Consider the following 24,437-nt stretch of genomic DNA (forward strand, 5'->3'; position numbering starts at 1 on the left):
AGCCTGATGATGAAAGCGATACCCCTGAGCCCGCTGATTGGCGCGGCCGTCCAAGGCGTGGATCTGGAAACCCTGGACGACGCCGCCTTCGCGGACGTGAATGCGCTATTCCTGCGCCACCAACTGCTGGTCTTCAAGAACCAGCGGCTGTCGCCCGAGGGCCAACTGCGCTTCAGCCGCCGCCTGGGCGAGCTGGATATCCACGTGCTGGCCCAGTACAACCATCCCGAGTATCCCGAGATATTCGTGCTGTCCAACGAGGTCAAGAACGGCGTGCCGGCGGGCATTGCCGACGGCGGTTCGTACTGGCATTCGGATTTCGCCTTCCGTGAATGTCCCGCCAAGGCCACCATCCTGAATGCGCAGCTGATTCCGCCGGAAGGCGGCAACACCTTGTTCGTCAACATGTACCGGGCCTACGAGGAACTGGACAGCGCCGTGCAAAGCCAGTTGGCTGGCCTTCGGGCGGTGCACCGCTACCGGCGCAAGAACACCAGGGCCGACGAGGGCACCCAGGTGAAGATGGATGCCAGCCAACTGGCCGGCACGCCTGACGTCGAACATCCCATCGTGCGCACCCATCCCGAGACGGGCCGCAAGGCGCTGTACGTGCATCCCGGCATGACCGCAGAGGTGTCCGGCTGGGGCGAGGCGGACAGCCAGGAATTGCTGGATCGCCTGTTCGCGCATTGCACGCAGGAGCAGTACCAGTACGCGCTGCAATGGGAGCCGGGCGACGTGGTCATGTGGGACAACCGCTGCGTGATGCACAAGGCCACCACCCGCGAATTGCCAGCCAGCATGCGGCGCACGATCTATCGCACCACGGTCATGGGCGAGCGTCCGGTCTAGGGGCCGCCGATGTCCGTCCATCAGTCCACGGATCGCGCCGCCGAGGTGACGCAGTTGCAGGCCTTGCCATTGGACGGCGGCGGGACGCTGGCGCCGGTCCGGCTGGCCTGGGCCCGCTACGGTCCGCCGCCGCACCGGGCGCGCGCCGTGGTGTTGCTGCTGCATGGCATATCCGGCAGCCACCAGGCCTTGCGGCCGGCCGAGGGGGCAGTCCATCCCGATGCGGGCTGGGCCAGTCCCTGGCTGGGGCCGGGGGCGGCGCTGGATACGCGCGATACCTGCGTGCTGGCACCGAACGCGTTGGGTTCGAGTTTCGGCAGCAGCGCGCCGATCGGGGCCCAAGCCAGCGCATTTCCTGACGTTTCGATTGCCGATGGCGTGCGCCTGCAGGGGGAATGGCTGCGCGCGATAGGCGTCGAGCGCCTGGATGCGGTGGTGGGGTATTCCTACGGCGGCTACCAAGCCTTCCAGTGGGCCGTGGCCGCGCCGCTGCCCATCGGGCGGGTGGTGGCGCTGGCTTCGGCGCCGCGCGGCGGCGGCACCATGGAGGACGCGCAGCGCCTGCGCCGCATCGCCGCCGCCCTCGATGCGGGCGATGCGGATGCCTGGAACGAATGGGTCGAATCGCGCTGCGCAACCTTGCGCCGCTATGGCTACGCGCTATGGCTGGCCGACGCGGGCGAACCCGACGCGGAGCAGCGTTTGCGGGCCGAGGCCCAGGCCTGGGCGGCGCGCTTTTCACCGTGGTCCATGGCGCTGCTCAGGACGTCCGCCTGCCGCTACGATGCGCGCGGCGCGCTGCTGGAAGCCGCCACGCCCGTGCGTTGGCTGCGCTGCGTATCGGACGAGCTCTTTGCGCCCGACGATCCAGGCGTGGGCGCGCGGATCGCGTATCCCGCCCATATTGTCCAGACCAGCGTGGCCGGGCGCTACGGCCATCTGTCGCCGCTGCTGGAAGGCCCTCTCTGGGACGCCCATTTGCGGCAGGCGCTGGCTTAACGGGGGAGCCAACCCGGCGCCGAAACAGCCAGGCGAAAAAAATGCCCGCTTGCGCGGGCATTTTTCATCTGTGCGGCAAGGCTTACTGGATCTTGGCCTTTTCGCGCAGTTCCTTCTGGTAGTCGGCCAGGGTTTGCTGGCGCAGCATTTCTTCCAGCTGCGGACGCACCTGGTCGAGCGGCGGGAACTCCACCGGACGGGTGTCGTCGACGACGATGATGTGCCAGCCGTACTGGGTCTGCACCGGCTTGTCGACCATTTCGCCCTTCTTCAGCTGCGTCACGGCTTGCGCGAACGGCTGGACGTAGTTGGTCGGGGGAGCCCAACCCAGGTCGCCGCCCTTGTCGGCGCTGCCGGGGTCCTTGGAGTTCTTCTTGGCCAGGTCGTTGAACTTGCTCTTGTTGCTCTTGATCTGGGCCAGCAGGTCGTTCGCCGTCTTCTCGTCTTCGACGAGGATGTGGCGGACCTTGTATTCCATCTTGCCGGCCTGTTCCTTCTTGATCTTCTCGTATTCGGCCGTGACCTTGGCGTCGGACACCGGGTGCTTGGCCAGGTAGTCGGCCATCAGGGCGCGGACCAGGATGCCTTGGCGGGCCAGTTCGACTTCGGTCTGGACGTCGGCCTGCTTGGCGATGCCGCTGGATTCGGCGGCTTGCACGAAGATCTGGCGGTTGATCATTTCCTGCTTGACCTGTTCGCGCAGTTGCGGCGAATCGGTGGCGCCCTGGCTGACCAGCAGCTTGACGAATTGATCCAGGCTCTTCTGCGAGATGGCCTTGCCGTTGACGGTAGCCACGTTCTGAGCGAAAGCCGGCACGGCGATGACGCAGGCCGCAGCCAGCATGACGATGCGTTTCATGAATATCCTTTTACTTTCTATTTGGGAGCCTGGGCATCTAGCGCAAGCGCATGAATCGGATAAGGGATCAAATCTTGCAAATGATGATACACCAGCCTATGCCGCGCAACGGGCGAGAGCCCCGCGAAGCAAGGCGCTACGATGATCACGCGATAGTGGCCGGCGCCGTTTTTACTGCCTTCGTGGCCGGCATGCAAATGCGAGTCGTCCAGAATGTCGAGGCTGACGGGTTCCAGGGCGGCTAGCCGCTCCCGGATCAGGGAAATGCGGTCGGTGGTGTCTGACATGGGGAGTGAGGTTTGGTTCCGGCGCTACGCGCGCCGGCCAGGGATTCGGAGGGGATCAGGGCTGGCGGGGCGGGGTGTCGGAGGAGGGGGCCTGTTCCTCCGTCTGGATGTGCTTGCCCAGCCAGATCGACTGGCCGATCACGAAGACCACCATCAGGCCCATCAGGCCGAAGGCCTTGAAGCTGACCCACTGCGATTCGGTGAAGTGGCCGGAAAACGCCACATACAGGTTGAGCGCGCCTGCGATCAGGAAGAAGCCGGCCCAGACCAGGTTCAGCCGTTCCCAGGCGGCGTCGGGCAGCTGGATCTGCTTTTCCATCAGGCGGCGGATCAGGTTGCGGCCGAAGAGCAGGCGCGCAAAGACCAGCGCGCCGCCGAACAGCCAGTACAGCACCGTGGGCTTCCATTTGATGAAGACATCGCTGTGCAGCCAGATCGTGGCTCCGCCGAATACCAGGATGACGGTCAGGTTGATCCAGTGCATGGCCTCGGTGGCGCGGCCCGTGGCCTTCAGCCAGACGATCTGCAGCACGGCAGCCGCCATGGCGACGCCGGTGGCGATGAAAATGTCCGTGTACCGATACGCAATGAAGAAAAGGAACAGCGGAAACAGGTCGAACAGGAACTTCTTCATTCAGTCTTCTATGGGTTCAAACGTCATCGACAGGGAATTGATGCAGTAGCGCAGTCCGGTGGGCTCGGGGCCGTCGGGGAAGACGTGTCCCAGATGCGAATCGCAGACGTTGCACAGCACTTCGGTGCGGACCATGCCGTGGGTGGTGTCGCGCTCCTCGCGCACCAGTTCGGGATCCAGCGGCTGGAAGTAGCTGGGCCAGCCGCAGCCGGCGTCGAATTTGGTGTCGGAAGCGAACAGCGCCGTGCCACAGCCCACGCAACGGTAGATGCCATGAGAGAACGTATTCCAGTAACGCCCGGTGAATGCCCGTTCGGTACCCTTTTCACGGGTGACGACGTATTCTTCGGGGGAAAGCTGGGCCCGCCATTCGGCGTCGGATTTTCGTACTTTGTCCATATGAGCTCTTGGAGTCCCGATGCCCGAAATGGTTCGGGCATAATCCCGCCCCATGTTAATCGAGTTTGACCAGGCGGTTGTTTCCACGCCCCAGGCGCAAGTGCTGAATGGGGTGAGCCTGACGCTGGCCGAACGACGCATCGGCATCGTCGGCCCCAATGGCGCCGGCAAGAGCACGCTGGCGCGCCTGATCAACGGGCTGGTCCTGCCCTCTGCCGGTAATGTGCGGGTGGGCGGACTGGACACGCGGCGCGACCTGAAGGCCGTGCGCCGCCAGGTCGGCTTCGTGTTCCAGAACCCTGAAAACCAGATTGTTTTCCCCATCGTCCGCGAGGACCTGGCGTTCGGCCTGAAGCACCTGTCCCCGGACCGCCAGCAACGCGAAGCCCGCATCGATGCGCAGTTGGGCCGCCTGGGCGTCGGTCACCTGGCGGACCGGACCAGCCACACGCTGTCCGGCGGCGAACGCCAACTGGTGGCGCTGGCGGCTGTGCTGGTGATGGAGCCGGCGCTGATCGTGTTTGACGAACCCACGACCCAGCTGGACCTGCGCAATCGCAATCGCGTGCGCGACGCCATCGCGGGCTTGCCCCACGACGCCATCGTCGTCAGCCACGACCTGGAGCTGCTGGAGGATTTCGACCGGGTGGTGGTGGTGCGCGACGGCAACATCGCGGCCGACGACCAGCCGGCCGCCGCGCTGCGCTGGTACCGGGAGCACTGCGCATGATGGAGCCGCTGTATGTCGCGGGCGATACCTTTCTGCACCGCCTGCCCGCCTGGTTGAAGCTGCTGGCGCTGATGGCGGCGGGCGCGGGCCTGTTCCTGCTGCGCGACCCGCGCTGGCTGGCGCCGGCCTTCCTGGCCGCCGCCGCGCTGGTCTGGTCCACGGGCGTGGCCGCGGCTACCGTCTGGCGGCAGGTCAAGGGCTTGGCCTGGGTGCTGCTGGCCGTGGGCTTGTTCACGGCCTGGTTCCAGGGCGGCCTGGAGGCGCTGGCCGTTCTGCTGCGCGTGGGCGCGATGGTGGGGCTGGCCCTGGCCGTCACGCTGGCCACGCGCACATCCGATCTGATTGCCGTCTGCGAAAGGGCATTGATGCCGCTTGAACGCCTGAGGCTGGTCGATGCCGGCAAGGTTGCGCTGGCGTTGGCGCTGGCCCTGCGTTTCGTGCCCGAGATCTGGCGCAACTTCCAGGAAATCCGCGAAGCGCAGGCGGCCCGCGGCCTGGGCGCCAATCCGGTCGCGCTGATCGTGCCCTTGATCGTGCTGACGCTGAAAAGGGCACAGGAAGTATCCGAAGCGATAGACGCGCGCAGCCACTGAGGCCCGCGCGCCCAGTTCCATCTCCCAAAGGGGAAAGCCGTGAAATCCAGTAATACCGTGCTGATTGCGCTGTTCGCGGCGCTGATCGTCGTCCTGAGCCTGATCCCGCCGATTCCGCTGCCCGCCATACCGGTACCGGTAACGCTGCAAACCTTGGGCGCCATGCTGGCGGGCGCAATGCTCGGACCCGTCCGCGGCGCGCTGGCCTGCTTGCTTTACCTGGCGCTGGCGGCAGTCGGGCTGCCCGTGCTGCCGGGCGGCCGGGGCGGGCTGGGCGCCTTTTTCGGGCCTACTGGCGGCTTTCTCGTGGGCCTGGTGGCGGGCGCTTTCGTGACGGGCTGGCTGGCGCGCGGCCTCGCCGGCCGCGCCGCGGGCGGCTGGGCAAAGTTCGCTGGCTACGTGGCGGCATGCGTGGTGGGCGGCATCGCGGTGGTCTACGCCTGCGGCGTGCCCTGGCTGGCCGTCGTGACAAAAATGGGTTTGGCCAAGGCCGCGATGGCGGTGGCGGTGTTCCTGCCCGGTGATCTGGCCAAGGCGGTGGTGGCCGCCTGGGTGGCGTCGCGGGTGGAGCGCGTGTGGCCGATGCTGGGGCGTTGATAGGCGCGCCGCAGTCCAAGGGAATCCCCCAACTGACGGCCGCCAATCTTTTCTAGTACAAGTTCGCCATTAACGAATGCGTTTGCTGAAATGCGTTTTTCGTAGCACATCAGGGAATTACCGGAGTTGCGCATCGTCATCTGATACTGTTTTAACCCTATAATATTTTTTTCTGTATAACTTTAACTAGGCTCGCCCTGCCTCGACCGAGGCGCACAAGAGCCACCACAGGAGACAAAAATATGCGCAAGCACTTCGGCTTGTCCGCGGCGGCTGCCGCCATTGCCCTGGCCCTGCCGCTACTGGCGAACGCCCAGGTCAAGGTTGGCGTGACCGTGTCCAGCACCGGCCCGGCCGCGTCGCTGGGTATCCCCGAGCGCAACACCGTGGCCCTCCTGCCCAAGGAAGTGGCTGGCCAGAAGATCGAATGGATCGTCCTGGACGACGCCACCGACACGACGCAAGCCGTCAAGAACTCGCGCAAGCTGGCCTCGGACGACAAGGTCGACGTGCTCATCGGCACCTCGGTCACGCCGGGCTCGCTCGCCATGGTCGACGTGGCCGCCGAAGCCAAAGTGCCGATGATCAGCGTGGCCGCCAGCGCCAAGATCGTCGAACCCGTGGACGACAAGCGCCGCTGGGTCTTCAAGACCCCGCAGAACGACGCCCTGATGGCCGGCGCCCTGGCTGACGCCATGGCCAAGTCCAAGGTCAAGACCCTGGGCTTCATCGGCTTTGCCGACGCCTACGGCGACGGCTGGCTGGACGTGATGCAGAAGGCCGCCAAGGCCAAGGGCATCGAGATCGTCGCCATCGAAAAATACAGCCGCACCGATACCAGCGTGACGGGCCAGGTGCTCAAACTGGTCGGCGCCAAGCCCGACGCCATCCTGATCGCCGGCGCCGGCACCCCGTCGGCCCTGCCGCAAAAGGAACTGAAGGCCCGCAACTACGGCGGCACCATCTACCAGACCCACGGCGCCGCCAACAACGACGTGCTGCGCGTGTGCGGCAAGGACTGCGACGGCATGCTGCTGCCGGCCGGCCCGCTGCTGGTCGCGGCCCAGCTGCCGGACAGCAACCCGGTCAAGAAGTCGGCCCTGGCCTATGTGGACGCCTACGAAAAGGCCAACGGCGCCGGTTCGACCAACACGTTCGGCGGCCATATGTGGGACGCCGGCCAGCTGGTCGTGGCGGCGCTGCCCGTGGCGCTGAAGTCGGGCGCCAAGCCCGGCACGCCGGAGTTCCGCGCTGCCATGCGCGACGCGCTGGAAGGTGTGAAGGACCTGGCCGCCTCGCAAGGCGTGTTCAACATGTCGCCGACCGACCACGCCGGCTTTGACGAGCGTTCGCGCGTCATCGTCAAGGTCGAAGGCGGCAAGTGGGTCTACCAGCCCGGCCTGTAATCCTCCTGGATCGCCCGATCCAAGGGTGCGCACAGCGCGGCGGCGCCCGCCGCGCGGCACCCCTGCAATGCTTCGCACCGGCCTTTCCGGCCGGTGTGTCGTATCAGTGTCCCGGGTGCGGCCGGAACACCAGAATAAATAAGGTTGTTAGATGGATTCCTCAATTGCGCTGATCCTGCTGCAAGACGGTGTCGTCAACGGCGCCATCTATGCCCTCCTGGGCATGGCTCTGGTGCTGGTATTCGCCGTTACGCGCGTCATTTTCATTCCCCAGGGCGAGTTCGTGGCGTTCGGTGCCCTGACCCTGGCCATGCTGGTGGACGGCAAAGTGCCGGGCACCGCCTATCTCCTGCCGCTGCTGGGCGTCGTCTGCCTGGCGCTCGAGCTGCTGCGCGCGCTGCGCACCCGCAGCGCAGCCGCCTTGCCCAAGGCCATCGCCACCTGTGTGGTTCTGCCGCTGGCGCTGCTCTGGCTGACCGTGACCTACACCGCACCCGGCAATTCGCTGTGGCTGAACATGCTGCTGACGCTGCTGCTGGTGATTCCGATGGGTCCGATGGTCTACCGCATCGTTTACCAGCCGCTGGCCGAAGCCACCGTGCTGGTGCTGCTGATCGTTTCCGTGGCCGTGCACTTCGCGCTCACCGGCCTGGCGCTGGTGTTCTTCGGCGCCGAAGGCTGGCGCACCCCGGCCTTCGTCAGCGGGCAAGTCGACCTGGGCTTCATGACCTGGTCGGCGCAAAGCCTGTTCGTGGTGGCAACCTGCGCCATCCTGATCATCGGCCTGTGGCTGTTCTTCGGCAAGACGCTGTATGGCCGCGCGCTGCGCGCCACGGCCGTCAATCGCCGCGGCGCCCGTCTGGTCGGCATCAGCACCACGATGTCCGGCAGCCTGACCTTCACGCTGGCGGTCGCCATCGGCGCCATGTCCGGCATGCTGATCGCGCCCATCACCACCGTGTACTACGACACCGGCTTCCTGATCGGCCTGAAGGGCTTCGTCGGCGCCATCATCGGCGGGCTGGCCAGCTACCCCGTGGCGGCCGCGGGCTCGCTGCTGGTGGGCGTGCTGGAATCCTTCTCGTCCTTCTGGGCCAGCGCCTACAAGGAAGTGATTGTCTTCACCTTGATTATCCCGGTTCTGGTCTGGCGTTCGTTCAGCACCCATCACGTGGACGAAGAGGAATAAACGTCATGAACCGCATTTTGCTCGTCCTCTTCCTCGTCGTCCTGGCGGGCCTGCCGATGCTGTCGGTCACGCCCGAATTCTGGGTGACGCAACTCAATTACATCGGGCTGGCCAGCCTGGTGGTGCTGGGCCTGGTGCTCTTGACCGGCGTGGGCGGCCTGACCTCGTTCGGCCAGGCGGCGTTCGTGGGCCTGGGCGCCTACACCACCGCTTACCTGACCACGCAATACGATGTCTCGCCCTGGCTGGCGCTGCCGGCCGGGCTGATCCTGACGGCCGTCGTGGCCTACCTGCTGGGCGCCATCACTCTGCGCCTGTCGGGCCACTACCTGCCGCTGGGCACCATCGCCTGGGGGCTGTCGCTGTACTTCCTGTTCGGCAACATCGACTGGCTGGGCAAGCATGACGGCATCGCCGGCATCGAGCCCATCAGCATCTTCGGCATGTCCCTGGCCAGCGGCCGCCACATCTATTACCTGATCTGGGTGTTCGTGCTGCTGGCGTTGTGGGCCACCCGCAACCTGCTGAACTCGCGTCCCGGCCGCGCCATCCGCGCCCTCAAGAGCGGCGCCGGCATGGCGGAATCGATGGGCGTGAACACCGCCGCCTACAAGGTCGTGATCTTCGTCTGGGCGGCATTGCTGGCCTGCGTGTCCGGCTGGCTCTACGCGCACATGCAGCGCGCCGTCAGTCCCAGCCCCTTCGGCATCAACTACGGCATCGAGTACCTGTTCATGGCGGTGGTCGGCGGCGCCGGCTACGTCTGGGGCGCCTTGCTGGGCTCCAGCGTCATCCTGGTGCTGAAGGACCAGTTGCAGAACCTGCTGCCCAAGCTGCTGGATACCAACGCCAACTTCGAGATGATCGTCTTCGGCGTGCTGCTGATCCTGATGCTGCAATACGCTCGCAACGGCCTGTGGCCGATTCTGGCGGGCTGGTGGGACAGCATTACCGGCGCCGATAGCTCGCGCCGCAATCTGGCGCCGCCCGCGTCTGCGCCGGCCCTGCCGACGCGCGTGCGTCCGCAAGCCGGCCAGGTGGTGCTCGAAGTCGACGCCATCCGCAAGGAATTCGGCGGGCTGGTCGCCGTCAACGATATTTCCTTCAAGGTTGCATCCGGCGAGATCATGGGCCTGATCGGCCCGAACGGCGCCGGCAAGAGCACGACCTTCAACCTGATCAGCGGCGTGCTGCCGGTGACGCGCGGCAAGGTCACGTTCATGGGCCAGCGCATCGACAGCCGTTCGGCGCGCGATATCGCCAAGCTGGGCGTGGGCCGCACCTTCCAGCACGTGCAACTGCTGCCCGGCATGACCGTGCTGGAGAACGTGGCGCTGGGCGCGCACCTGCGCTCCGACGTCGGCGTGCTGGCCGGCGCCCTGCATTCGGACCGCGCCCGCGAGGCGCAGTTGCTGCACGAGGCCGCCGAACAGATCAAGCGCGTCGGCCTGGGCGAGTACCTGTACGAGCAGGCCGGCAACCTGGCGCTGGGCCAGCAACGCATCCTGGAAATCGCGCGCGCCCTGGCCGCCGATCCGGTGCTGCTGCTGCTGGACGAACCCGCCGCCGGCTTGCGCTACAAGGAAAAGCAGGACCTGGCGCGCGTGCTGGAACAGTTGCGCGCCGAGGGCATGAGCATTCTGCTCGTCGAACACGATATGGATTTTGTGATGCGTCTGACCAACCACCTCGTGGTGATGGATTTCGGCACCAAGCTGGCGGAAGGCGTGCCGGCCGACGTGCAAAAGAACCCGGCGGTGCTGGAAGCCTACCTGGGCGGCATCGATGACGACCTGCCCGAAGCGGACCAGGCCAAGCCCGTGTCGGCAGGAGGCGTGTGATGAGCGCTCCCGTACTTGAAGTCAGCAACCTGTCGGCCCGCTACGGCAAGGTGGGCGCGCTGGTGGGCGCTTCGCTCACAGTGCCCGCCGGCAGCATCGTCACGGTGATCGGCGCCAACGGCGCCGGCAAATCCACCATGCTGAACGCCATGATGGGCTCGTTGCCGCAGACCGGCCACGCGGCCGGCACCGTGCAGTACGCCGGCACCGACGTATCGGGCTGGCAGGTCGAGCGCCGCGTCGCGGCCGGCATGTCGCTGGTGCCGGAGCGCCGCGAACTGTTCGGCACCATGTCGGTGGAAGACAACCTGCTGCTGGGCGGCTTCCGCCGCTACCGCGCCCGCGAAAGCGGCTGGCGCGATACGCTGAACGAAGTGTTCGACCTGTTCCCGCGGTTGCGCGAACGCCGCGCCCAGCAGGCCGGCACCTTGTCGGGCGGCGAACGCCAGATGCTGGCCGTCGGCCGCGCGTTGATGGCCAAGCCCAACCTGCTGATGCTCGACGAGCCCAGCCTGGGCCTGGCGCCGCGCATCGTGCGCGAGATCTTCCACATCATCGCGCGCCTGCGCGAGACCGGCGTGGCGATCCTGCTGGTGGAGCAGAACGCGCGCGCAGCGCTGCAAGTGGCCGACTACGGCTATGTGCTGGAAACCGGCGAAGTCATCCTGCACGGCCCGGCGCGCGAGCTGGCTGGCGACCCCAAGGTCATCGAAAGCTATCTGGGCCTGGGCAAGGGCGGCGAGCAAAGCTGACCGGTCCCGAGCGCATGAAGAGCCGGACGCCGCAAGGCGTCCGGCTTTTTTATCGTTCGAAGACTTCGACCACCCGGAAGCGTTCGCACGCCAGCATCATGTCCGGCGCATAGCCGCCGTTGCGGTCGAAATAGGCGATGTGCCCCTCGCGCCAGGTCTCGTACGGCCCTTCGCCTTCGGCCAGCGCGAACGCTTCGTCCACCTGGTCGAAGCGCTGGATCAGCACGCTGATGGTCTCGATGACGCAAGCCGGGCGGCCCGAGCCGTCCAGTACCACGTCGCGCCGGCCGGCCTCGGGCACGGGTTCCTGTTCATTGAAGTCGCGCAACGCGCCGCAGGTGGCGGTCTTCGTGCCGGCCAGCACCAGGGCGAGCAGCTCATCGGCCAGCTCGGGCGAGTCGCCGAACTGGAAGGTCACGGCGTCTTCATAGGGGGCGGGTGGTTTCATGCCAGGGGTGTCCATTGCAGTATCAGCTCCTGCCCCATCGCGGGGTCGGAAGTGGAGGGCGTGCCAGTTTCGATGCGGCCGGCCAGGCGGCGCGTGTAGGCCGGGTCGCCGCTGTCGCGCACGGTCAGGTCATACCAGCCGGCGCTGCGGGCCATGTCCCAGGACAGGCTGACCGTCGCGCCGGGAGCGAGCGTGGCGCCGCCCTCCCGGGGGTAGCCATAGGCGTTGGCTTCGACCCGGAACGTGCGCGCCTGCGGGGTAGGGTTGCGCAGCGTCAGTTGCAGCGATGCGCCGGGTCCCTGATAGGCGGCCGATACTTCCAGCGAGGGCAGGCCGGCGCGGCCGGTGCAATGGCGATGGAAACCGTTGGGGCCCAGTACCCAGAGATCGTAGCGGCCGTCGTCAGCTGCGGTCTGCCACACGCCCTCCAGATGCTTGCCGGCTTCCATGGTGTAGCGGCGCGGGCCGCGTTCCAGATGCAGCCGGTCGTAGACGTGCAGCACGGCGCCCGCCGCGCCGCTGTTCTCGAAGCGCAGCGTGACGCTTTCAGCGTCCGCGCGCGCGTGGACCTGCAGCGCATAGGGCAGGGCGCGCGAGGGGCGCATGCCGGCCTGCTGCCGCGCCAGTCCGGGCTGCAGTGGCGCAGGGGGCGTGACCGTGCCGGGCAGCGCCGAAGCCTGTCCGGCGCGTTCGGCGGTGGCCGGAAAGCCGCTGAGCAGGTCCGCACCGTCCGGCGCGGCGAAGTCGAAGATCGAGGTCAGGTCGCCGCAGACTGCGCGCCGCCAGGGCGAGATATTGGGCTCGGCCACGCCGAAGCGCTGCTCGACGAAGCGCAGCACGGACGTGTGGTCGAACACCTGCGAATTGACCCAGCCGCCCTTGGTCCAGGGCGACAGCACATACATGGGCACGCGCGGACCCAGACCGTAGACGCCGTGCAGATGCGCCGGCGTGTCGTCTTTCTCCGCGCCGGCGACGATCTCGTGATACTCGCCGCGCGTGTCCACGGTGGACGCCCCGGCCAGCGCGCCCGAGGCCTCGCGCGAGGGTGGCGCGGGCGGCGGCATGTGATCGAAGAAACCATCGTTTTCGTCGAACATCAGCAGCAGGACGGTCTTGCTCCAGACCTCGGGGTTGGCCGTCAACGCATCCAGCACCCGGGCCGTGTAGTCGGCGCCTTGCGCCGGGCTGGACGGGCTGGGATGCTCCGAACCGGCCTTGGTGGCGCAAATCCACGAGACCTGCGGCAGCGTGCCGTCCAGCACGTCCTGGCGCAGCAGATCCAGGTCGCGCGTGGTCAGCGCCTTGTCCTTCAACGCGGCGGCCGATCCCGGCACGCCGTGATAGGCGTCGCGATAGGCCTTGAACCCGGCGGTGGGATTCAATGAGTAGTTGTCCGCCATGTTCTGGTAGATGCGCCAGCTGACGCCGGCCGCCTCCAGGCGTTCGGGATAGGTCGTCCAGGTGTAGGCGCGCGCCGGATCGCCACCCTTGAGCTTGTTGTAGGTATTGCCCAGCGCCGGACCGTTGCCTTGGCCCAGGCCGTCGTTGGTGCCGGTCCAGACGAACAGCCGGTTGGTGTTGGTGCCGCCGGTGAACGAGCAGTGATAGGCGTCGCAGACCGTGAAGGCGCGCGCCATGGCGTACTGGAACGGCATGTCCTCGTCCGTGAAGTACGCCATCGAATGGTTCTTCTTGGCGGCCGGCCAGTTGCCCATGCGGCCGGCGTCCCAGGCGTCCTGGGCGTTGGACCAGGTGTGCGGCGTGCTGGCCACGCGCAGGGTCTCGAAGGCCTCGCGCGTATCCAGATGGAAGGGCAGCACCGTGCGCGGCGCGCCTTCATCGGGTTTGTCGTTGTATTGCGCCCAGACGGTGCGATGGCGCGCAGCGGGGCTGTCCGGCACGGGGATGGGGAAGCGGTCGCCAAACCCGCGCACGCCGGCCAGCGCGCCGAAGTAGTGATCGAACGCACGGTTTTCCTGCATGAAGATGACGATGTGCTCGACGTCGCGGATCGTGCCCGTGCGCCGCGCCGCGGGGATCGCGAGCGCGCGGCGGATGGAGGCGGGCAGCAGCGCCAGGGCGCTGGCCGCGCCGGCGAGTGTCGCGCTAGCGCGCAGAAAATTGCGTCTGTTGCGCATCGCTAGTCCTTTTGTCCCGGAAGGCCGGGATGCATGCAGGCGGCTATCTGCCGGTCGGCCAGCGCCCGCCCAGGGATTGCGTGGCGGATGCCGCGGCTTCTTGCGCCAATTTGGACATTTTCTTGATGGCCGCGGGTGAGAAGCGCTCCTTCGGACCGGACAGCGATATGGCTCCGCAGATGTCGCCATCGGGGCCGAACACCGGACTGGCCACGGCCGCGCAATTGGGGTCGCGTTCGCCCATGGACGTCAGCACGAGGCCGGCTTGCGCGGGCGCCTGCTGGTCGACCAGGTAGGCCGTGATCAGCCGGCCCGCCGCGCCTTTGTTCAGCGGCAGCAGGTCTCCCACGCGTATGCGGTCTAGCGTGGAGTGATGCGAATCCACCCGCAACAGGCAGACGCGGGATTGCGCATCGTGGTAGGCGTGGAACGAGGCGCTCTCGGTGCCTTTGTCCACCAGCGCTTGCAGCAGCGGCAGGATGGTCTCGGTCAGGCGGTAGGTGGCCTCATAGGCGCGGCCAAGATGATGCGCGTACGGACCCAGGGCATAGCGGCCATCGGCGCGGCGCACGACCAAGGCTGCTTTCTCAAGCGAGGCAATGAGCCGCAAGAGCGTGCTCTTGTAGAAGCCCGTGGCCCGGGAAAGGTCGGCAAGCGTGATCGGATCGGTGCGTTGCGCGATGGCCCCGACGATGGTCAGGGCGCGTTCGACGGCGGCGACGCCGTCGGTGGAATTGTCCTGAGTAGGGGTACGACTCATTGGATGGCAGGGGAGTGATTAGGAGGTGGTTCCCGACTCCGCATCGATGACCTGGCTGATGATCGGAAAATAGCGGTTGCCGTGTCCCTGGGCGAGTGCGGTGTCGAACCAATGGTCCACGTTGCGCGCGCCTAGCGCCCGTATGCCGGTTTGATCGGCCAGCGCCAGCGCATAGCGCAAATCCTTGCGGGCATAGTCCACGGGGAAGGCTTTTTCGGGAAAGTCTGCGGGCAGAATAGCCTTTAAGCCGTGGTTGCGCAACGCGAAGCTATCGGCCGATCCACGCGTGAAAGTCTCCAGCAGGACCCGTGGATCGACGCCCGAACGGCGCGCGATGGCGCGGGCTTCGGACAGGGCCACCACGGTCTCGAACAGCACCATGTTGTTCAGGATCTTCACGACCTGGCCGCTGCCGACCGGACCGCAGTGCGTGATTTCGTTGGCGAAGGTCGAGACCAGCGGCTTGACTCGGGCGAAGGCTGCGGCCTCGCCGCCGATCATGACCGAGAGCGTGCCGGCTTCCGCTGCCGCGCGCGTGCGGGCGACGGGGGCGTCAATGAAGGTCGCGCCCTTGGCCGCGAACTCCGCCGCCAGTTCGCGCGTTACATCGACCGGCGACGTGCTCAGATCGACGATGAACTGGCCGGCGCGCGCGCCGGCCAGCAGTCCGCCTGCGGCACGCGCCAACTGCGCCACGACTTCGCCGGACGGCAGCGACAGAAACACCACGTCGCAATCCTGCATGATCTGCGCGGCGCTCGCCTCGGTCACGCCATGGGAGGCCAGGCGGCGCAGGGGGGCAGGATCGTTGTCGCAGCCCAGCACCGGCAGTCCGCATTTGACGGCCAGGTTGCGGCAGATGGGTTCGCCCATGACGCCCAGGCCAATGAAGCCGGCACGTTGAAATTCAGCCATTTGGAAAGTCTCCGATAGAAGAAGCAGGGGGGGCCGCTGGCGCGGCCCGGTTCGATGAGGAAAAGGGGCGGCTGTGCCTACATGCCGAAGTAGATGCCCTTGGATTGCTGGTACAGCCGTAGGCCGCTCACGCCTTTTTCACGGCCGATGCCGCTTTGCTTGAAGCCGCCGAACGGGGTCGAAATCGAAAGCTGCTTGTAGGTGTTGATCCACACGCTGCCCGCCTCCAGGCGCTTGGCGATGCGCCAGGCGCGGCGGTAGTCCGCTGTCCAGATGCCGGAGGCCAGGCCGTAGGCGCTGTCGTTGGCCTGATCGACCAGGTCGTCTTCGTCCTCGAACGTCAGCGCGCATAGCACCGGCCCGAAGATCTCCTCGCGCACCACATGCGCGTCACGCGCCAATCCCGCCAGCACGGTAGGAAGATAGAACGCGCCCGTCTGCAGCCCGGCGTCGTCGGGGCGTTGTCCGCCCAGCAGCACCTGGGCGCCTGCGCGGCGGGCAGAGTCCACCATGGCCTCGATCCTGCCGCGATGGCCGAACGATGCGATCGGTCCCATCTGCGCGCCTTCCGCGTCGGGCAGGTCTACCTTGAGCGCGCTGGCGCGGGCGACCAGCTTCGCGATGAAGGACTCGGCGATGCTGCGCTGGACGTAGAGCCGCGAGCCCGCCACGCAAGACTGCCCGCTGCCTTCGAAGATGCCGCCGATGACGCCGTCTATCGCCGCGTCCTGATCCGCGTCCGCGAACACGATGTGCGGCGATTTGCCGCCGAGTTCCAACGCTACCGGCATCAGCTTCTCGGCGGCGGCATGGGCGATGGCGCGGCCGCTGGCGGTGCCGCCGGTGAACGACACCATGCGCACGCCGGGGTGTTCGACCAGGCGGCGGCCCACGGTCGAACCCAGGCCCGTCAGTACGTTGAGGATGCCCGGCGGCAGGCCGGCCTCCAGCGCGATGCGGCCCAGTTCCAGCGCCGGCGACGAGGTGACCTCGGACGGCTTGAGGATGACGGCGTTGCCGGCGGCCAGGGCAGGCGCGATCTTTTGCGCTTCCATCGTAAGCGGTGAATTCCAGGGCGTGATCGCCACCACCACGCCATACGGATCGTATTGCGTCATCGACAGATAGTTGCCGCGCGGCGGCGTGACTTCGGCTTCCAGCGTTTCGCAGACGCCCGCGTAGTAGCGGAAGGTGGCCGCGGCGCTGGCGACCTGGGCCTTGCATTCCGCCCAGACCTTGCCGTTCTCGATCATCTGCAGGCGCGCCAGCAAGGGTGCGTTGGCGTCCATGCCGTCGGCAATGCGTCGCAGGATCGCCGCGCGCTGGTGAGGCAGCATGTCGCGCCAAGCCGCGCGCCGCTGGGCTTGCCAGGCCGCATCCACAGCCTGGTCGACCTGCGCGTCGGATGCGGCGCTGATGAAGTAGTTGCGTGCGCCGGTGGCGGGGTTGATGGACTCGAAAGCATGGTCGCTTTGCGTAGCCCACTCCCCGCCGATCAGCATGGATTTCAGGGTTTCCGGGGTATCGGACATGAAGTTCTGTTCCTCTCTTGATGGCACGCCGCGAATGGGGCCGTGGCGTCGGACGAGCATTTATTCGTTGACATGCTCTGGCCGAAAAAGTATAAAATAGAATAAACGTTCTGTCTAGAGGAACGATAAAAATATACCGCACGTCAATCGAAGGACAAGAGGAGACATCACAATGCAATGCAATTGGCTGCGCGCCCTGGCTTGTGCCGCGGCGCTGTTTGCGGGCACGGCACAAGCCGCGTCCTATCCGACCAAACCCGTGACCATGGTCGTGCCCTATCCGGCCGGCGGCGCCACCGATGTGGTGGCGCGCGCGGTGGCGGAAAAACTCACGCAGTCCTGGGGGCAGACCGTCATCGTCGAGAATCGCGCAGGCGCGGGCACGACGATCGGCGCCAGCGCGGTGGCGCGTGCGCAGGGCGACGGCTACACGCTGTTCATGACCACATCGGCGCACACGATCAGCGGCCATCTCTACGCCAAGCTCAACTACGACCCGGTCAAGGACTTTGCGCCGATCACGCTGGTGACCAAGGTGCCGCTGGTGCTGGTGGTCAATCCGTCCATCCCCGCCAAGAATCTGCAGGAATTTCTGGCCTATCTCAAGCGGGATGGCGCTTCGGTCAACTTCGCCTCTCCCGGCAACGGCACGGCCCAGCATCTGAGCGGCGAGCTGTTCAAGATCGCCACGCACTCCTCCATCACGCATGTGCCGTACCGCGGCGACGCGCCGGCCTTCACCGACCTGGCCGGTGGCCAGGTCCAGATGATGCTGGCCACCATCACCTCGGCCCTGCCGCTGATCGAATCCGGCAAGCTGCGCGCGCTGGCGGTGGCCAACGGCAAGCGGGTGCAGGCGCTGCGCGACGTGCCGACCTTTGCCGAGGCGGGCATGCCGGGCTTCGAGGCCGCCACCTGGTTCGGCCTGCTTGCGCCGGCGTCGCTGCCCGCGCCGCAAGCGCAACGCATCTATCAGGACGTATCGAAGATCGTGGCGACACCCGAGATGCAGGCGCGCATCGAAGGCTTGGGTGGAGAAGTGGTCAACAGCACGCCGCAGGCCTTCGCGGCCTTCATGGCGCAAGAGCAGGAGAAGTGGGGCCAGGCCGTCAAGGCTTCCGGCGCCGTCGCCGCGCAATAACGGCGAAGAGGTCCGCAGCCGCGCGTCCATGTAGCGCGCGGCGCGGAATCCGACAACAACGGAGGAGACACATCATGCAAGTTTCGAAATGGCTCGCGGCAGGTTCGTTTGCTTTGCTGGCATTTGGTCCCCAATGGGCAAGCGCCACCGGCTATCCCAACGCGCCGGTGAAATTCGTGGTGGGCTTCAGCCCTGGCAGCACCATCGACACGGTGGCGCGCATCATGGGCGAGGCGCTTTCCGCCCGCATGGGACAAACGTTCGTGGTGGAGAACAAGACCGGCGCCAACGGCATGATCGCCGCCCGTGCCGTGGCGCAGGCCAAGCCTGACGGCTACACCATCCTGGTCAGCAACTCCAGTTCGATCACGGTCAATCCCTTGCTCTACAAGGATATGCAGTACGACCCGCTCAAGGATTTCGCGCCGGTGACCACCGTGGTTTCGGTGCCTTTCATCCTGACGATCAATGCGGAGAATCCGCGCGTGGCCGGCGTGGTCGACGTCAAATCGCTGGTGGACCTGGCGCGCCGCAATCCCAATACCGTCAGCTACGGTTCGGCCGGCAACGGCAACCTGATGCACCTGGCAGGCGCCCAGCTGGCGACCATGTCCGATACGCAGATGCTGCATGTCCCGTACCGGGGCGCGGCGCCGATGGAGGCGGGATTGATGTCCAAGGAGGTGGATTTCGGCTTCGACACCTTGTCGGGCGTGCCGCTGATCAAGGCGGGCAAGCTGAAGGCGCTTGCCGTGTCCACGGCGCAGCGCTGGCATGACTTGCCTGAGGTGCCGGCAGTGGCGGAGCTGGGCTATCCGGGCTTCGACATTTCCTTCTGGGTCGGCATTTTTTCCCCAGCCGGCACCCCACCCGAGGTGGTCGAGCGGCTGAACAAGGAAATTTCCCTGGCGGTCAAGGATCCCGCCGTGCGCGCACGCCTGGCGCCTCAGGGCAATCCCTTGACGCAATCGCCGCAGGCTTTCCGGCAGAAGATCGCCGATGAACTCAAGCAGAACGAAGCGCTCATCAAGCGCGCCAACATCAAGATCGATTGAGCCGGCGGCAATGGGCTGGTTCGGCAACAGGCAGAAGGGAGCATACGGTGTCCTGGGAAAAAGAACTGCGGGAATTGGCGCTGCGCAAGGAGTTGGCGGCGCGCATGGGCGGCGAGGCGAAAGTGCGCCGGCATCGGGAGGGCGGCAAGCTGCCGGTGCGTGAGCGCATCCAGAAGATGGTCGATGCGGAATCGTTTCGCGAGGTCGGTGCGCTGGCCGGCAGCGGGGAATACGACGATCAAGGCCAGCTGACGGACCTGACGCCGTCGAATCTCCTGGTCGGCCGCGCCAAGGTGCAAGGGCGGCCGGTCGTGGTGTGCGCCGACGATTTCACCGTGCGCGGCGGCGCCAATGACGGCGCGGTCGGCGACAAGCTGATGGAGGCCGAGCGCATGGCCCAGGATCTGCGCCTGCCGCTACTGCGGCTGGTGGATGGCACCGGCGGTGGCGGCTCGGTGCGCAACATCGAGATCAAGGGCCACACTTTATTGCCCAAGTTGCGCATGTGGCCGCTGATGACGCAGAACCTGGCCACAGTTCCAGTCGTGTCGCTGGCGCTGGGCTCGGTGGCCGGCCTGGGCGCCGCGCGTGTGGCGGCAAGCCACTATTCCGTCATGGTGCGCGAGACCTCGCAGTTGTTCATCGCGGGGCCTCCCGTGGTGGCCCGTATCGGTCAGACGCTGGACAAGAATGAACTGGGCGGCAGCGACATCCACACCCGCAATGGCGTGGTGGATGACGAGGCCGACTCGGAAGAAGCCGCTTTTGCGATGGCACGGCGCTTCCTGTCCTACTTGCCCCGATCCGTGCACGAACTGTCGCCGCGCGCCGAGGGCGGAAGACGTCCAGGCGGCGGGCAGGACTGGCTGCGCGGCGTCATTCCCGCCGACGCGCGTGCCGTGTACAAGATGCGGCCCATCGTGGACGCGCTGGTGGACGAAGGCTCGTTCATGGAGATTGGCCGCCGCTGGGGGCGCGCGATGATCACGGGCCTGGCTCGCATCGACGGTTGGCCGGTGGCGGTCTTCGCCAGCGATCCCTACCACTATGGCGGAGGCTGGGACGGTCCTTCCGCCGAGAAATTCACCCGGCTGCTGGACCTGGCCGAGACCTTTCATCTGCCGGTCGTCAATCTGGTGGATGTGCCGGGCTTCCAGATCGGCCTGAACGCGGAGAAGGCCGGCGCCATGCGCTATGGCGTGCGCGCGCTGAGCGCGGTGGCGCAGTCCACCGTGCCATGGTGTTCGATCATCGTGCGCAAGGCGTTCGGCGTGGCGGCTGGCGGTCACCAGAGCGCGGGAAGATTTAATTTCCGCTATGCCTGGCCGTCCGCGCAATGGGGGTCGTTGCCGGTCGAAGGTGGATTGGAGGTCGCCTACAAGGCCGAGATCGAGGCCGCGGCGGACCCCGAGGCCAAGATGCGGGAGATCGAGGCGCGGGTACGCGGCCTGACCTCGCCGTTCCGCAGCGCCGAGGCTTTCGTGGTGGAGGACATCATCGACCCGGCCGCCACGCGCAACGTGCTGGAGGAGTTCGTGGAGTTGGTGGCGCCCTTGCGCGAAGCCGGCCCGCGCGCCTTCGGCTACCGGCCTTGATCCGCCACATGGAGCCTCTGATGAAGCGAGTGCTTGTTGCCAACCGGGGGGCTGTCGCCCGCCGCGTCATCCGGGCGCTGCGCACGCTCGGCATCGAATCCGTGGCGGTCTACTCCGAGGCGGACCGGGATTTGCCTTACCTGAGCGAGGCCGATGTCGCGCTGCCCATCGGCCCGGCGCCGGCGTCGCAGAGCTACCTGAACCGCGACACTCTTTTGCGGGTGGCGCGAGAGTGCGGCGCCGATGCCTTGCATCCCGGCTATGGCTTTCTTTCCGAGAACGCGGACTTCGCCGAAGCGGTGGAGCAGGCGGGCATGGTCTTTGTCGGTCCGTCCCCACGCTGGATCCGCATGCTGGGGCACAAGACGCAGGCGCGCGACGCGATGCGGGCGCTGGGCATGCCCATGGCGCCCAGCAGCGCCGTGCTGGGATGCGATCTGGAGGCCGTGCGGCAGGCCGCCGAAACCCTGGGCTATCCGGTGCTGATCAAACCTGCAACGGGCGGGGGCGGTATCGGCATGATTCCCCTGGCCTGCCCGCAGGATGTGGACACCGAATGGGGCCGGGCGCGGCTGATCGCCGAGCGCAGCTTCGGCGGTTCGGAGCTGTACCTGGAGAAGCTGCTGCGCGATCCGCGTCACGTCGAGTTCCAGTTCCTGGCCGACCGCCATGGACAACTGCGCTGCCTGTACGAACGCGATTGCTCGACCCAGCGCCGCCATCAGAAGGTGCTCGAAGAGGCGCCTGCTCCAGGCCTGGAGCGCGCCGCGCTGCAAGACATGGCCGCACGGTTGGAGGCCATGTTATCCGGCATAGGCTACGACGTGATCGGCACGGTCGAAATGCTGTACACGCCCGAAACCGGCTTCTCGTTCCTGGAGATCAATACCCGCCTGCAGGTGGAGCACGCGGTGACCGAGTCGGTGACGGGCGTGGATATCGTCGCCGCGCAGCTGCGGCTGGCTGCCGGCGAGCGCATGGCCGATGTGTTGCCGCTGGTTCCGCCCTTGAGCGGCCACGCCATCGAGGCGCGGGTCTATGCAGAGGATCCGGTGCGCTTCCTGCCTTCGCCGGGCGTGCTTCAGGAGTTTGCTCCGCCCGCGATGGCGGGGGTGCGCATCGAGACAGGCTACGCGACGGGATGCCGCGTTTCCAGTCACTACGACCCCATGCTGGCGAAAGTGATCGCCAGCGCGCAGACCCGCAGACAGGCGCTGGACCTGTTGAAGGCCGCCTTGGCTCAGTTCCGTGTGGCGGGCGTCAAGACCAACATTCCGTTCGTCCTGCGTCTGCTGGACGACCCTGAGTTCCGTGCGGGCCGCGTCTCCACCGGGATGGTGGCACGCATGCTCGAAGAATCGCGCGCGACCGCGCACGCCGCATAAATCAAGGAGATGACGATGTTCAAAGTGGAAACCCCCGTAGTCGGCCGAGTGGTCGCCGTAACCGTCCGACCGGGCCAGCGCGTGGAGGCTGGCGACAGCGTCGCCAAGGTGGAATCGATGAAGATGGAGATCCCAGTCGAGGCCGAGCGCGCGGGTACGGTCGTTCGCGTGCTCGTGGCGGAAGGCGACGAAGTGGACGAAGGCCAGATCGTCGTGGAACTGGAATGAGATGGCCATGTTGATCCATACCGAGCGGATGGAATCGGGGCGCGTGGCGGTATTACTGCTGCGCAATCCACCGGTCAATAGCCTGGGCGCGGAGCTGCGGACGCGATTGCATGCAGCGATCGAAGCCGCGCTGGCGGATGCCAGCGTGCGCGCGCTGGTGTTGGCGGGAGATGGCGACTTCTTCTGCTGCGGCGCCGAGATCCGCGAATTCAATACTCCCATGTCCACGCGCGAACCGACGCTGCGCTCGGTCATTGCGTTGCTGGAGGGCGCGACCAAGCCTGTCGTGGCGGCAATACACGGCGCGGCCCTGGGGGGCGGGTTGGAACTGGCGCTGGGCTGCCACTACCGCGTGGCCCTGGAAGGGACGTCGCTGGGCCTGCCTGAAGTGAAGCTGGGAGTGCTGCCCGGGGCGGGGGGCACGCAAAGGCTTCCGAGAATCGTTGGCGTCGAGCGGGCGTTGACCATGATCGCGCAGGGCGATCCGGTCGATGCGGCCACGGCAAGGGAATGGGGGCTGGTCGACGAGGTCTACGGCGACGCGCTGCTGCCGCGCGCGGCCGCCTATGCGCTGGCGGTCGCCGACGCGCCACTGGCGGATCGCAACGTTGGCGCGCGCCGGGTGCAGGCGCCGCCGGACACGGCAGTCTACGACCGCGCGCGTGCGCAGGCTGCCCGCCGCTACCGCGGCTGCGTGGCGCCGCTGGCTTGCGTGGCCTGCGTGGAATATGCGGCCGGGTCGGCGCTGCCGGACGGGCTGGCCTTCGAGCGCGAGCGCTTCCTGGAACTGGTCAACGGCAGCCAGTCCAAGGCGCAGCGCCACCTGTTCTTCGCGGAACGGGCGGCGCTCAAGCTGCCCGCGGATTGGCAGGCTGGCGGCGGCATCGCCAGGGTGGGCGTGGTGGGCGCCGGCACCATGGGCGGCGGCATAGCCATGAGCCTGGCCAATGCCGGCCTGGATGTGGTGCTGGTCGAACGCGATGAGCAGGCCTTGGATCGCGGGTGGTCGGCCATCAGGAATCACTACGCGGCGACCGTGGTCAAGGGAAAACTGTCGGCTGCGCAGGAGGCCGGACGCCTGGCGCGCATAAGTCGCAGCCTGGACATGGCGGCGCTGTGCGACGTCGACCTGGTGATCGAGGCGGCGTTCGAGGACATGGACGTCAAGCGCCAGATATTTTCCGCGCTGGATCGGATCTGCAAGCCCGGCGCCATACTCGCGTCGAACACGTCGCGGCTGGATATCGACGAGATCGCCGGATACACCAGCCGCCCCGCGCAGGTGCTGGGAACTCATTTCTTCAGCCCCGCCCATGTCATGCGGTTGCTGGAGGTAGTGAAAGGGCGCGCGACCGATGGCGCGGTGGTTGCGACGGTGTTCCGGCTGGCGCGCAAGATGGGCAAGCTGCCCGTGCTGGTAGGCGTCTGCGACGGCTTCGTCGGCAACCGGATGGTCAGCCCCTACACGCGGGAAGCGCATTTCCTGCTGGAGGAGGGCGCGTCGCCGTCGCAGGTGGACGGCGCCTTGCAGCGCTTCGGCCTGGCGATGGGGCCTTTGCGCATGGCGGACATGGCCGGACTGGATATCAGCTGGGCCTTCCGCAAGCGCATGGCGCCCACGCGGCCCGCGCATCTGCGTTACTCGCGCGTGGCCGACCGCCTGTGCGAACAAGGGCGTTTTGGCCAGAAGACGGGTAGCGGGTTTTACCGCTATGAACCCGGCAGTCGGGAGCCACTGGAGGATCCTGCCGTGCATGCGCTTATCGAGGCTTGCGCGCGGCAGGACGGCATCAGCCGGCGGGAGATCTCGGATGACGAGATCGTGCAGCGCACGGTATACGCGCTCGTCAACGAGGCGGCGCACATCCTGGACGAAGGCATCGCCGCAAGAGCGTCGGACATCGATGTGATCTACGTCCATGGCTATGGATTCCCGGCGCACCGGGGCGGTCCCTTGTTCTACGCGGATCAGCAGGGGCTGCCCGCCGTGCTGGCCGCGGTCCGGCGGTTCCACGAACAGCACGGCGAACAGTGGCGGCCGGCTCCCTTGCTGGAGCGGTTGGCGGCCGAGGGGCGGTCCTTCGCGGATTTGTGACGAC

General features: G+C 66.7%; 24 protein-coding genes. 15 read left to right on the forward strand and 9 right to left on the reverse strand.

Annotated features, from left to right (window positions below; translation table 11 throughout):
- The first annotated feature begins 6 nt into the window (after positions 1-6).
- A complete protein-coding gene (locus tag ACM1PE_RS03145) occupies positions 7-852 on the forward strand; it encodes a TauD/TfdA dioxygenase family protein (protein WP_419342541.1) in 846 nt (281 codons plus the stop codon).
- Between the two features lie 9 nt (positions 853-861).
- Positions 862-1,851: an alpha/beta fold hydrolase gene (locus tag ACM1PE_RS03150; protein WP_419342542.1), complete on the forward strand. Its 990-nt coding sequence runs from the start codon at positions 862-864 to the stop codon at positions 1,849-1,851.
- An 82-nt stretch (positions 1,852-1,933) separates the two neighbouring features.
- Here ACM1PE_RS03150 and ACM1PE_RS03155 read toward each other — a convergent pair whose 3' ends face one another.
- The 4 genes from ACM1PE_RS03155 to msrB are packed head-to-tail and all read right to left on the reverse strand — an operon-like array spanning position 1,934 to position 4,030.
- Positions 1,934-2,710, reverse strand: coding sequence for a peptidylprolyl isomerase (locus tag ACM1PE_RS03155; RefSeq protein WP_054450534.1), 777 nt, complete (start codon positions 2,708-2,710; stop codon positions 1,934-1,936).
- 17 nt (positions 2,711-2,727) lie between these two features.
- Positions 2,728-2,997: a BolA family protein gene (locus ACM1PE_RS03160; RefSeq protein ID WP_082400667.1), complete on the reverse strand. Its 270-nt coding sequence runs from the start codon at positions 2,995-2,997 to the stop codon at positions 2,728-2,730.
- A gap of 55 nt (positions 2,998-3,052) precedes the next feature.
- Entirely contained in the window at positions 3,053-3,631 is a 579-nt protein-coding gene (locus ACM1PE_RS03165) for a septation protein A (protein ID WP_054450536.1), read from the reverse strand.
- A complete protein-coding gene (msrB, locus tag ACM1PE_RS03170) occupies positions 3,632-4,030 on the reverse strand; it encodes a peptide-methionine (R)-S-oxide reductase MsrB (RefSeq protein WP_118931865.1) in 399 nt (132 codons plus the stop codon).
- Between the two features lie 52 nt (positions 4,031-4,082).
- Here msrB and ACM1PE_RS03175 point away from each other — a divergent pair, with 52 nt between their 5' ends.
- The 7 genes from ACM1PE_RS03175 to ACM1PE_RS03205 all read left to right on the forward strand — a co-directional run bounded on the left by ACM1PE_RS03175 (position 4,083) and on the right by ACM1PE_RS03205 (position 11,138).
- The gene (locus tag ACM1PE_RS03175; protein ID WP_118931864.1) at positions 4,083-4,760 is read left to right on the forward strand and encodes an energy-coupling factor ABC transporter ATP-binding protein; all 678 of its coding nucleotides are present in this window, start codon (positions 4,083-4,085) and stop codon (positions 4,758-4,760) included.
- A complete protein-coding gene (locus tag ACM1PE_RS03180; protein ID WP_059374900.1) occupies positions 4,757-5,353 on the forward strand; it encodes an energy-coupling factor transporter transmembrane component T family protein in 597 nt (198 codons plus the stop codon). Before ACM1PE_RS03175 ends, ACM1PE_RS03180 begins: the two co-directional genes overlap by 4 nt.
- Positions 5,354-5,392: 39 nt before the next feature.
- On the forward strand, positions 5,393-5,950 hold the full coding sequence (locus ACM1PE_RS03185) for a biotin transporter BioY (RefSeq protein ID WP_059374897.1): 558 nt from the start codon (positions 5,393-5,395) through the stop codon (positions 5,948-5,950).
- Positions 5,951-6,192: 242 nt separating this feature from the next.
- Positions 6,193-7,356: an ABC transporter substrate-binding protein gene (locus tag ACM1PE_RS03190; RefSeq protein ID WP_059374895.1), complete on the forward strand. Its 1,164-nt coding sequence runs from the start codon at positions 6,193-6,195 to the stop codon at positions 7,354-7,356.
- Between the two features lie 151 nt (positions 7,357-7,507).
- The gene (locus ACM1PE_RS03195; protein ID WP_059374894.1) at positions 7,508-8,545 is read left to right on the forward strand and encodes a branched-chain amino acid ABC transporter permease; all 1,038 of its coding nucleotides are present in this window, start codon (positions 7,508-7,510) and stop codon (positions 8,543-8,545) included.
- A gap of 5 nt (positions 8,546-8,550) precedes the next feature.
- Positions 8,551-10,386: an ABC transporter permease subunit gene (locus ACM1PE_RS03200; protein ID WP_059374892.1), complete on the forward strand. Its 1,836-nt coding sequence runs from the start codon at positions 8,551-8,553 to the stop codon at positions 10,384-10,386.
- On the forward strand, positions 10,386-11,138 hold the full coding sequence (locus ACM1PE_RS03205) for an ABC transporter ATP-binding protein (protein WP_054450551.1): 753 nt from the start codon (positions 10,386-10,388) through the stop codon (positions 11,136-11,138). Before ACM1PE_RS03200 ends, ACM1PE_RS03205 begins: the two co-directional genes overlap by 1 nt.
- Before the next feature lie 49 nt (positions 11,139-11,187).
- On the opposite strand, the gene ACM1PE_RS03210 is transcribed toward ACM1PE_RS03205, so the two are convergent.
- The 5 genes from ACM1PE_RS03210 to ACM1PE_RS03230 form a co-directional block, all read right to left on the reverse strand.
- A complete protein-coding gene (locus ACM1PE_RS03210) occupies positions 11,188-11,586 on the reverse strand; it encodes an ASCH domain-containing protein (RefSeq protein ID WP_059374890.1) in 399 nt (132 codons plus the stop codon).
- Entirely contained in the window at positions 11,583-13,727 is a 2,145-nt protein-coding gene (locus ACM1PE_RS03215) for a phosphocholine-specific phospholipase C (RefSeq protein WP_419342543.1), read from the reverse strand. Before ACM1PE_RS03215 ends, ACM1PE_RS03210 begins: the two co-directional genes overlap by 4 nt.
- 43 nt (positions 13,728-13,770) lie before the next feature.
- The gene (locus ACM1PE_RS03220) at positions 13,771-14,487 is read right to left on the reverse strand and encodes an IclR family transcriptional regulator (protein ID WP_059374886.1); all 717 of its coding nucleotides are present in this window, start codon (positions 14,485-14,487) and stop codon (positions 13,771-13,773) included.
- Between the two features lie 18 nt (positions 14,488-14,505).
- On the reverse strand, positions 14,506-15,402 hold the full coding sequence (locus ACM1PE_RS03225; protein ID WP_419342544.1) for an NAD(P)-dependent oxidoreductase: 897 nt from the start codon (positions 15,400-15,402) through the stop codon (positions 14,506-14,508).
- Between the two features lie 77 nt (positions 15,403-15,479).
- Positions 15,480-16,934: an aldehyde dehydrogenase gene (locus ACM1PE_RS03230; RefSeq protein ID WP_118931861.1), complete on the reverse strand. Its 1,455-nt coding sequence runs from the start codon at positions 16,932-16,934 to the stop codon at positions 15,480-15,482.
- A gap of 172 nt (positions 16,935-17,106) precedes the next feature.
- Between ACM1PE_RS03230 and ACM1PE_RS03235 the strand changes: the two genes are divergently transcribed.
- The 6 genes from ACM1PE_RS03235 to ACM1PE_RS03260 all read left to right on the forward strand — a co-directional run bounded on the left by ACM1PE_RS03235 (position 17,107) and on the right by ACM1PE_RS03260 (position 24,433).
- A complete protein-coding gene (locus ACM1PE_RS03235; protein ID WP_251877431.1) occupies positions 17,107-18,075 on the forward strand; it encodes a tripartite tricarboxylate transporter substrate binding protein in 969 nt (322 codons plus the stop codon).
- 74 nt (positions 18,076-18,149) lie between these two features.
- A complete protein-coding gene (locus ACM1PE_RS03240) occupies positions 18,150-19,130 on the forward strand; it encodes a Bug family tripartite tricarboxylate transporter substrate binding protein (protein ID WP_419342545.1) in 981 nt (326 codons plus the stop codon).
- Between the two features lie 47 nt (positions 19,131-19,177).
- Positions 19,178-20,725 (forward strand): acyl-CoA carboxylase subunit beta, encoded by a 1,548-nt coding sequence (locus tag ACM1PE_RS03245; protein WP_306633775.1) that lies wholly within the window; start codon positions 19,178-19,180, stop codon positions 20,723-20,725.
- Between the two features lie 20 nt (positions 20,726-20,745).
- The gene (locus ACM1PE_RS03250) at positions 20,746-22,110 is read left to right on the forward strand and encodes an acetyl-CoA carboxylase biotin carboxylase subunit (protein ID WP_419342546.1); all 1,365 of its coding nucleotides are present in this window, start codon (positions 20,746-20,748) and stop codon (positions 22,108-22,110) included.
- A 15-nt stretch (positions 22,111-22,125) separates the two neighbouring features.
- The gene (locus tag ACM1PE_RS03255) at positions 22,126-22,338 is read left to right on the forward strand and encodes an acetyl-CoA carboxylase biotin carboxyl carrier protein subunit (protein ID WP_059374865.1); all 213 of its coding nucleotides are present in this window, start codon (positions 22,126-22,128) and stop codon (positions 22,336-22,338) included.
- A gap of 7 nt (positions 22,339-22,345) precedes the next feature.
- Entirely contained in the window at positions 22,346-24,433 is a 2,088-nt protein-coding gene (locus ACM1PE_RS03260; RefSeq protein WP_280015314.1) for a 3-hydroxyacyl-CoA dehydrogenase NAD-binding domain-containing protein, read from the forward strand.
- The last annotated feature ends 4 nt before the right edge of the window (positions 24,434-24,437 follow it).

The organism is Achromobacter sp. PD1, assembly GCF_048541815.1.
Classification (GTDB): domain Bacteria; phylum Pseudomonadota; class Gammaproteobacteria; order Burkholderiales; family Burkholderiaceae_B; genus Achromobacter; species Achromobacter bronchisepticus_A.

Coding starts and splice junctions, on each gene's coding strand:
- ACM1PE_RS03200 (WP_059374892.1), top strand. CDS start 8,551: ATGAACCGCATTTTGCTCGTCCTCTTCCTCGTCGTCCTGGCGGGCCTG.
- ACM1PE_RS03145 (WP_419342541.1), top strand. CDS start 7: ATGATGAAAGCGATACCCCTGAGCCCGCTGATTGGCGCGGCCGTCCAA.
- ACM1PE_RS03255 (WP_059374865.1), top strand. CDS start 22,126: ATGTTCAAAGTGGAAACCCCCGTAGTCGGCCGAGTGGTCGCCGTAACC.
- ACM1PE_RS03165 (WP_054450536.1), bottom strand. CDS start 3,631: ATGAAGAAGTTCCTGTTCGACCTGTTTCCGCTGTTCCTTTTCTTCATT.
- ACM1PE_RS03175 (WP_118931864.1), top strand. CDS start 4,083: ATGTTAATCGAGTTTGACCAGGCGGTTGTTTCCACGCCCCAGGCGCAA.
- ACM1PE_RS03195 (WP_059374894.1), top strand. CDS start 7,508: ATGGATTCCTCAATTGCGCTGATCCTGCTGCAAGACGGTGTCGTCAAC.
- ACM1PE_RS03230 (WP_118931861.1), bottom strand. CDS start 16,934: ATGTCCGATACCCCGGAAACCCTGAAATCCATGCTGATCGGCGGGGAG.
- ACM1PE_RS03210 (WP_059374890.1), bottom strand. CDS start 11,586: ATGAAACCACCCGCCCCCTATGAAGACGCCGTGACCTTCCAGTTCGGC.
- ACM1PE_RS03260 (WP_280015314.1), top strand. CDS start 22,346: ATGTTGATCCATACCGAGCGGATGGAATCGGGGCGCGTGGCGGTATTA.
- ACM1PE_RS03240 (WP_419342545.1), top strand. CDS start 18,150: ATGCAAGTTTCGAAATGGCTCGCGGCAGGTTCGTTTGCTTTGCTGGCA.
- ACM1PE_RS03215 (WP_419342543.1), bottom strand. CDS start 13,727: ATGCGCAACAGACGCAATTTTCTGCGCGCTAGCGCGACACTCGCCGGC.
- ACM1PE_RS03235 (WP_251877431.1), top strand. CDS start 17,107: ATGCAATGCAATTGGCTGCGCGCCCTGGCTTGTGCCGCGGCGCTGTTT.
- ACM1PE_RS03150 (WP_419342542.1), top strand. CDS start 862: ATGTCCGTCCATCAGTCCACGGATCGCGCCGCCGAGGTGACGCAGTTG.
- ACM1PE_RS03160 (WP_082400667.1), bottom strand. CDS start 2,997: ATGTCAGACACCACCGACCGCATTTCCCTGATCCGGGAGCGGCTAGCC.
- ACM1PE_RS03225 (WP_419342544.1), bottom strand. CDS start 15,402: ATGGCTGAATTTCAACGTGCCGGCTTCATTGGCCTGGGCGTCATGGGC.
- ACM1PE_RS03205 (WP_054450551.1), top strand. CDS start 10,386: ATGAGCGCTCCCGTACTTGAAGTCAGCAACCTGTCGGCCCGCTACGGC.
- msrB (WP_118931865.1), bottom strand. CDS start 4,030: ATGGACAAAGTACGAAAATCCGACGCCGAATGGCGGGCCCAGCTTTCC.
- ACM1PE_RS03155 (WP_054450534.1), bottom strand. CDS start 2,710: ATGAAACGCATCGTCATGCTGGCTGCGGCCTGCGTCATCGCCGTGCCG.
- ACM1PE_RS03220 (WP_059374886.1), bottom strand. CDS start 14,487: ATGAGTCGTACCCCTACTCAGGACAATTCCACCGACGGCGTCGCCGCC.
- ACM1PE_RS03180 (WP_059374900.1), top strand. CDS start 4,757: ATGATGGAGCCGCTGTATGTCGCGGGCGATACCTTTCTGCACCGCCTG.
- ACM1PE_RS03250 (WP_419342546.1), top strand. CDS start 20,746: ATGAAGCGAGTGCTTGTTGCCAACCGGGGGGCTGTCGCCCGCCGCGTC.
- ACM1PE_RS03190 (WP_059374895.1), top strand. CDS start 6,193: ATGCGCAAGCACTTCGGCTTGTCCGCGGCGGCTGCCGCCATTGCCCTG.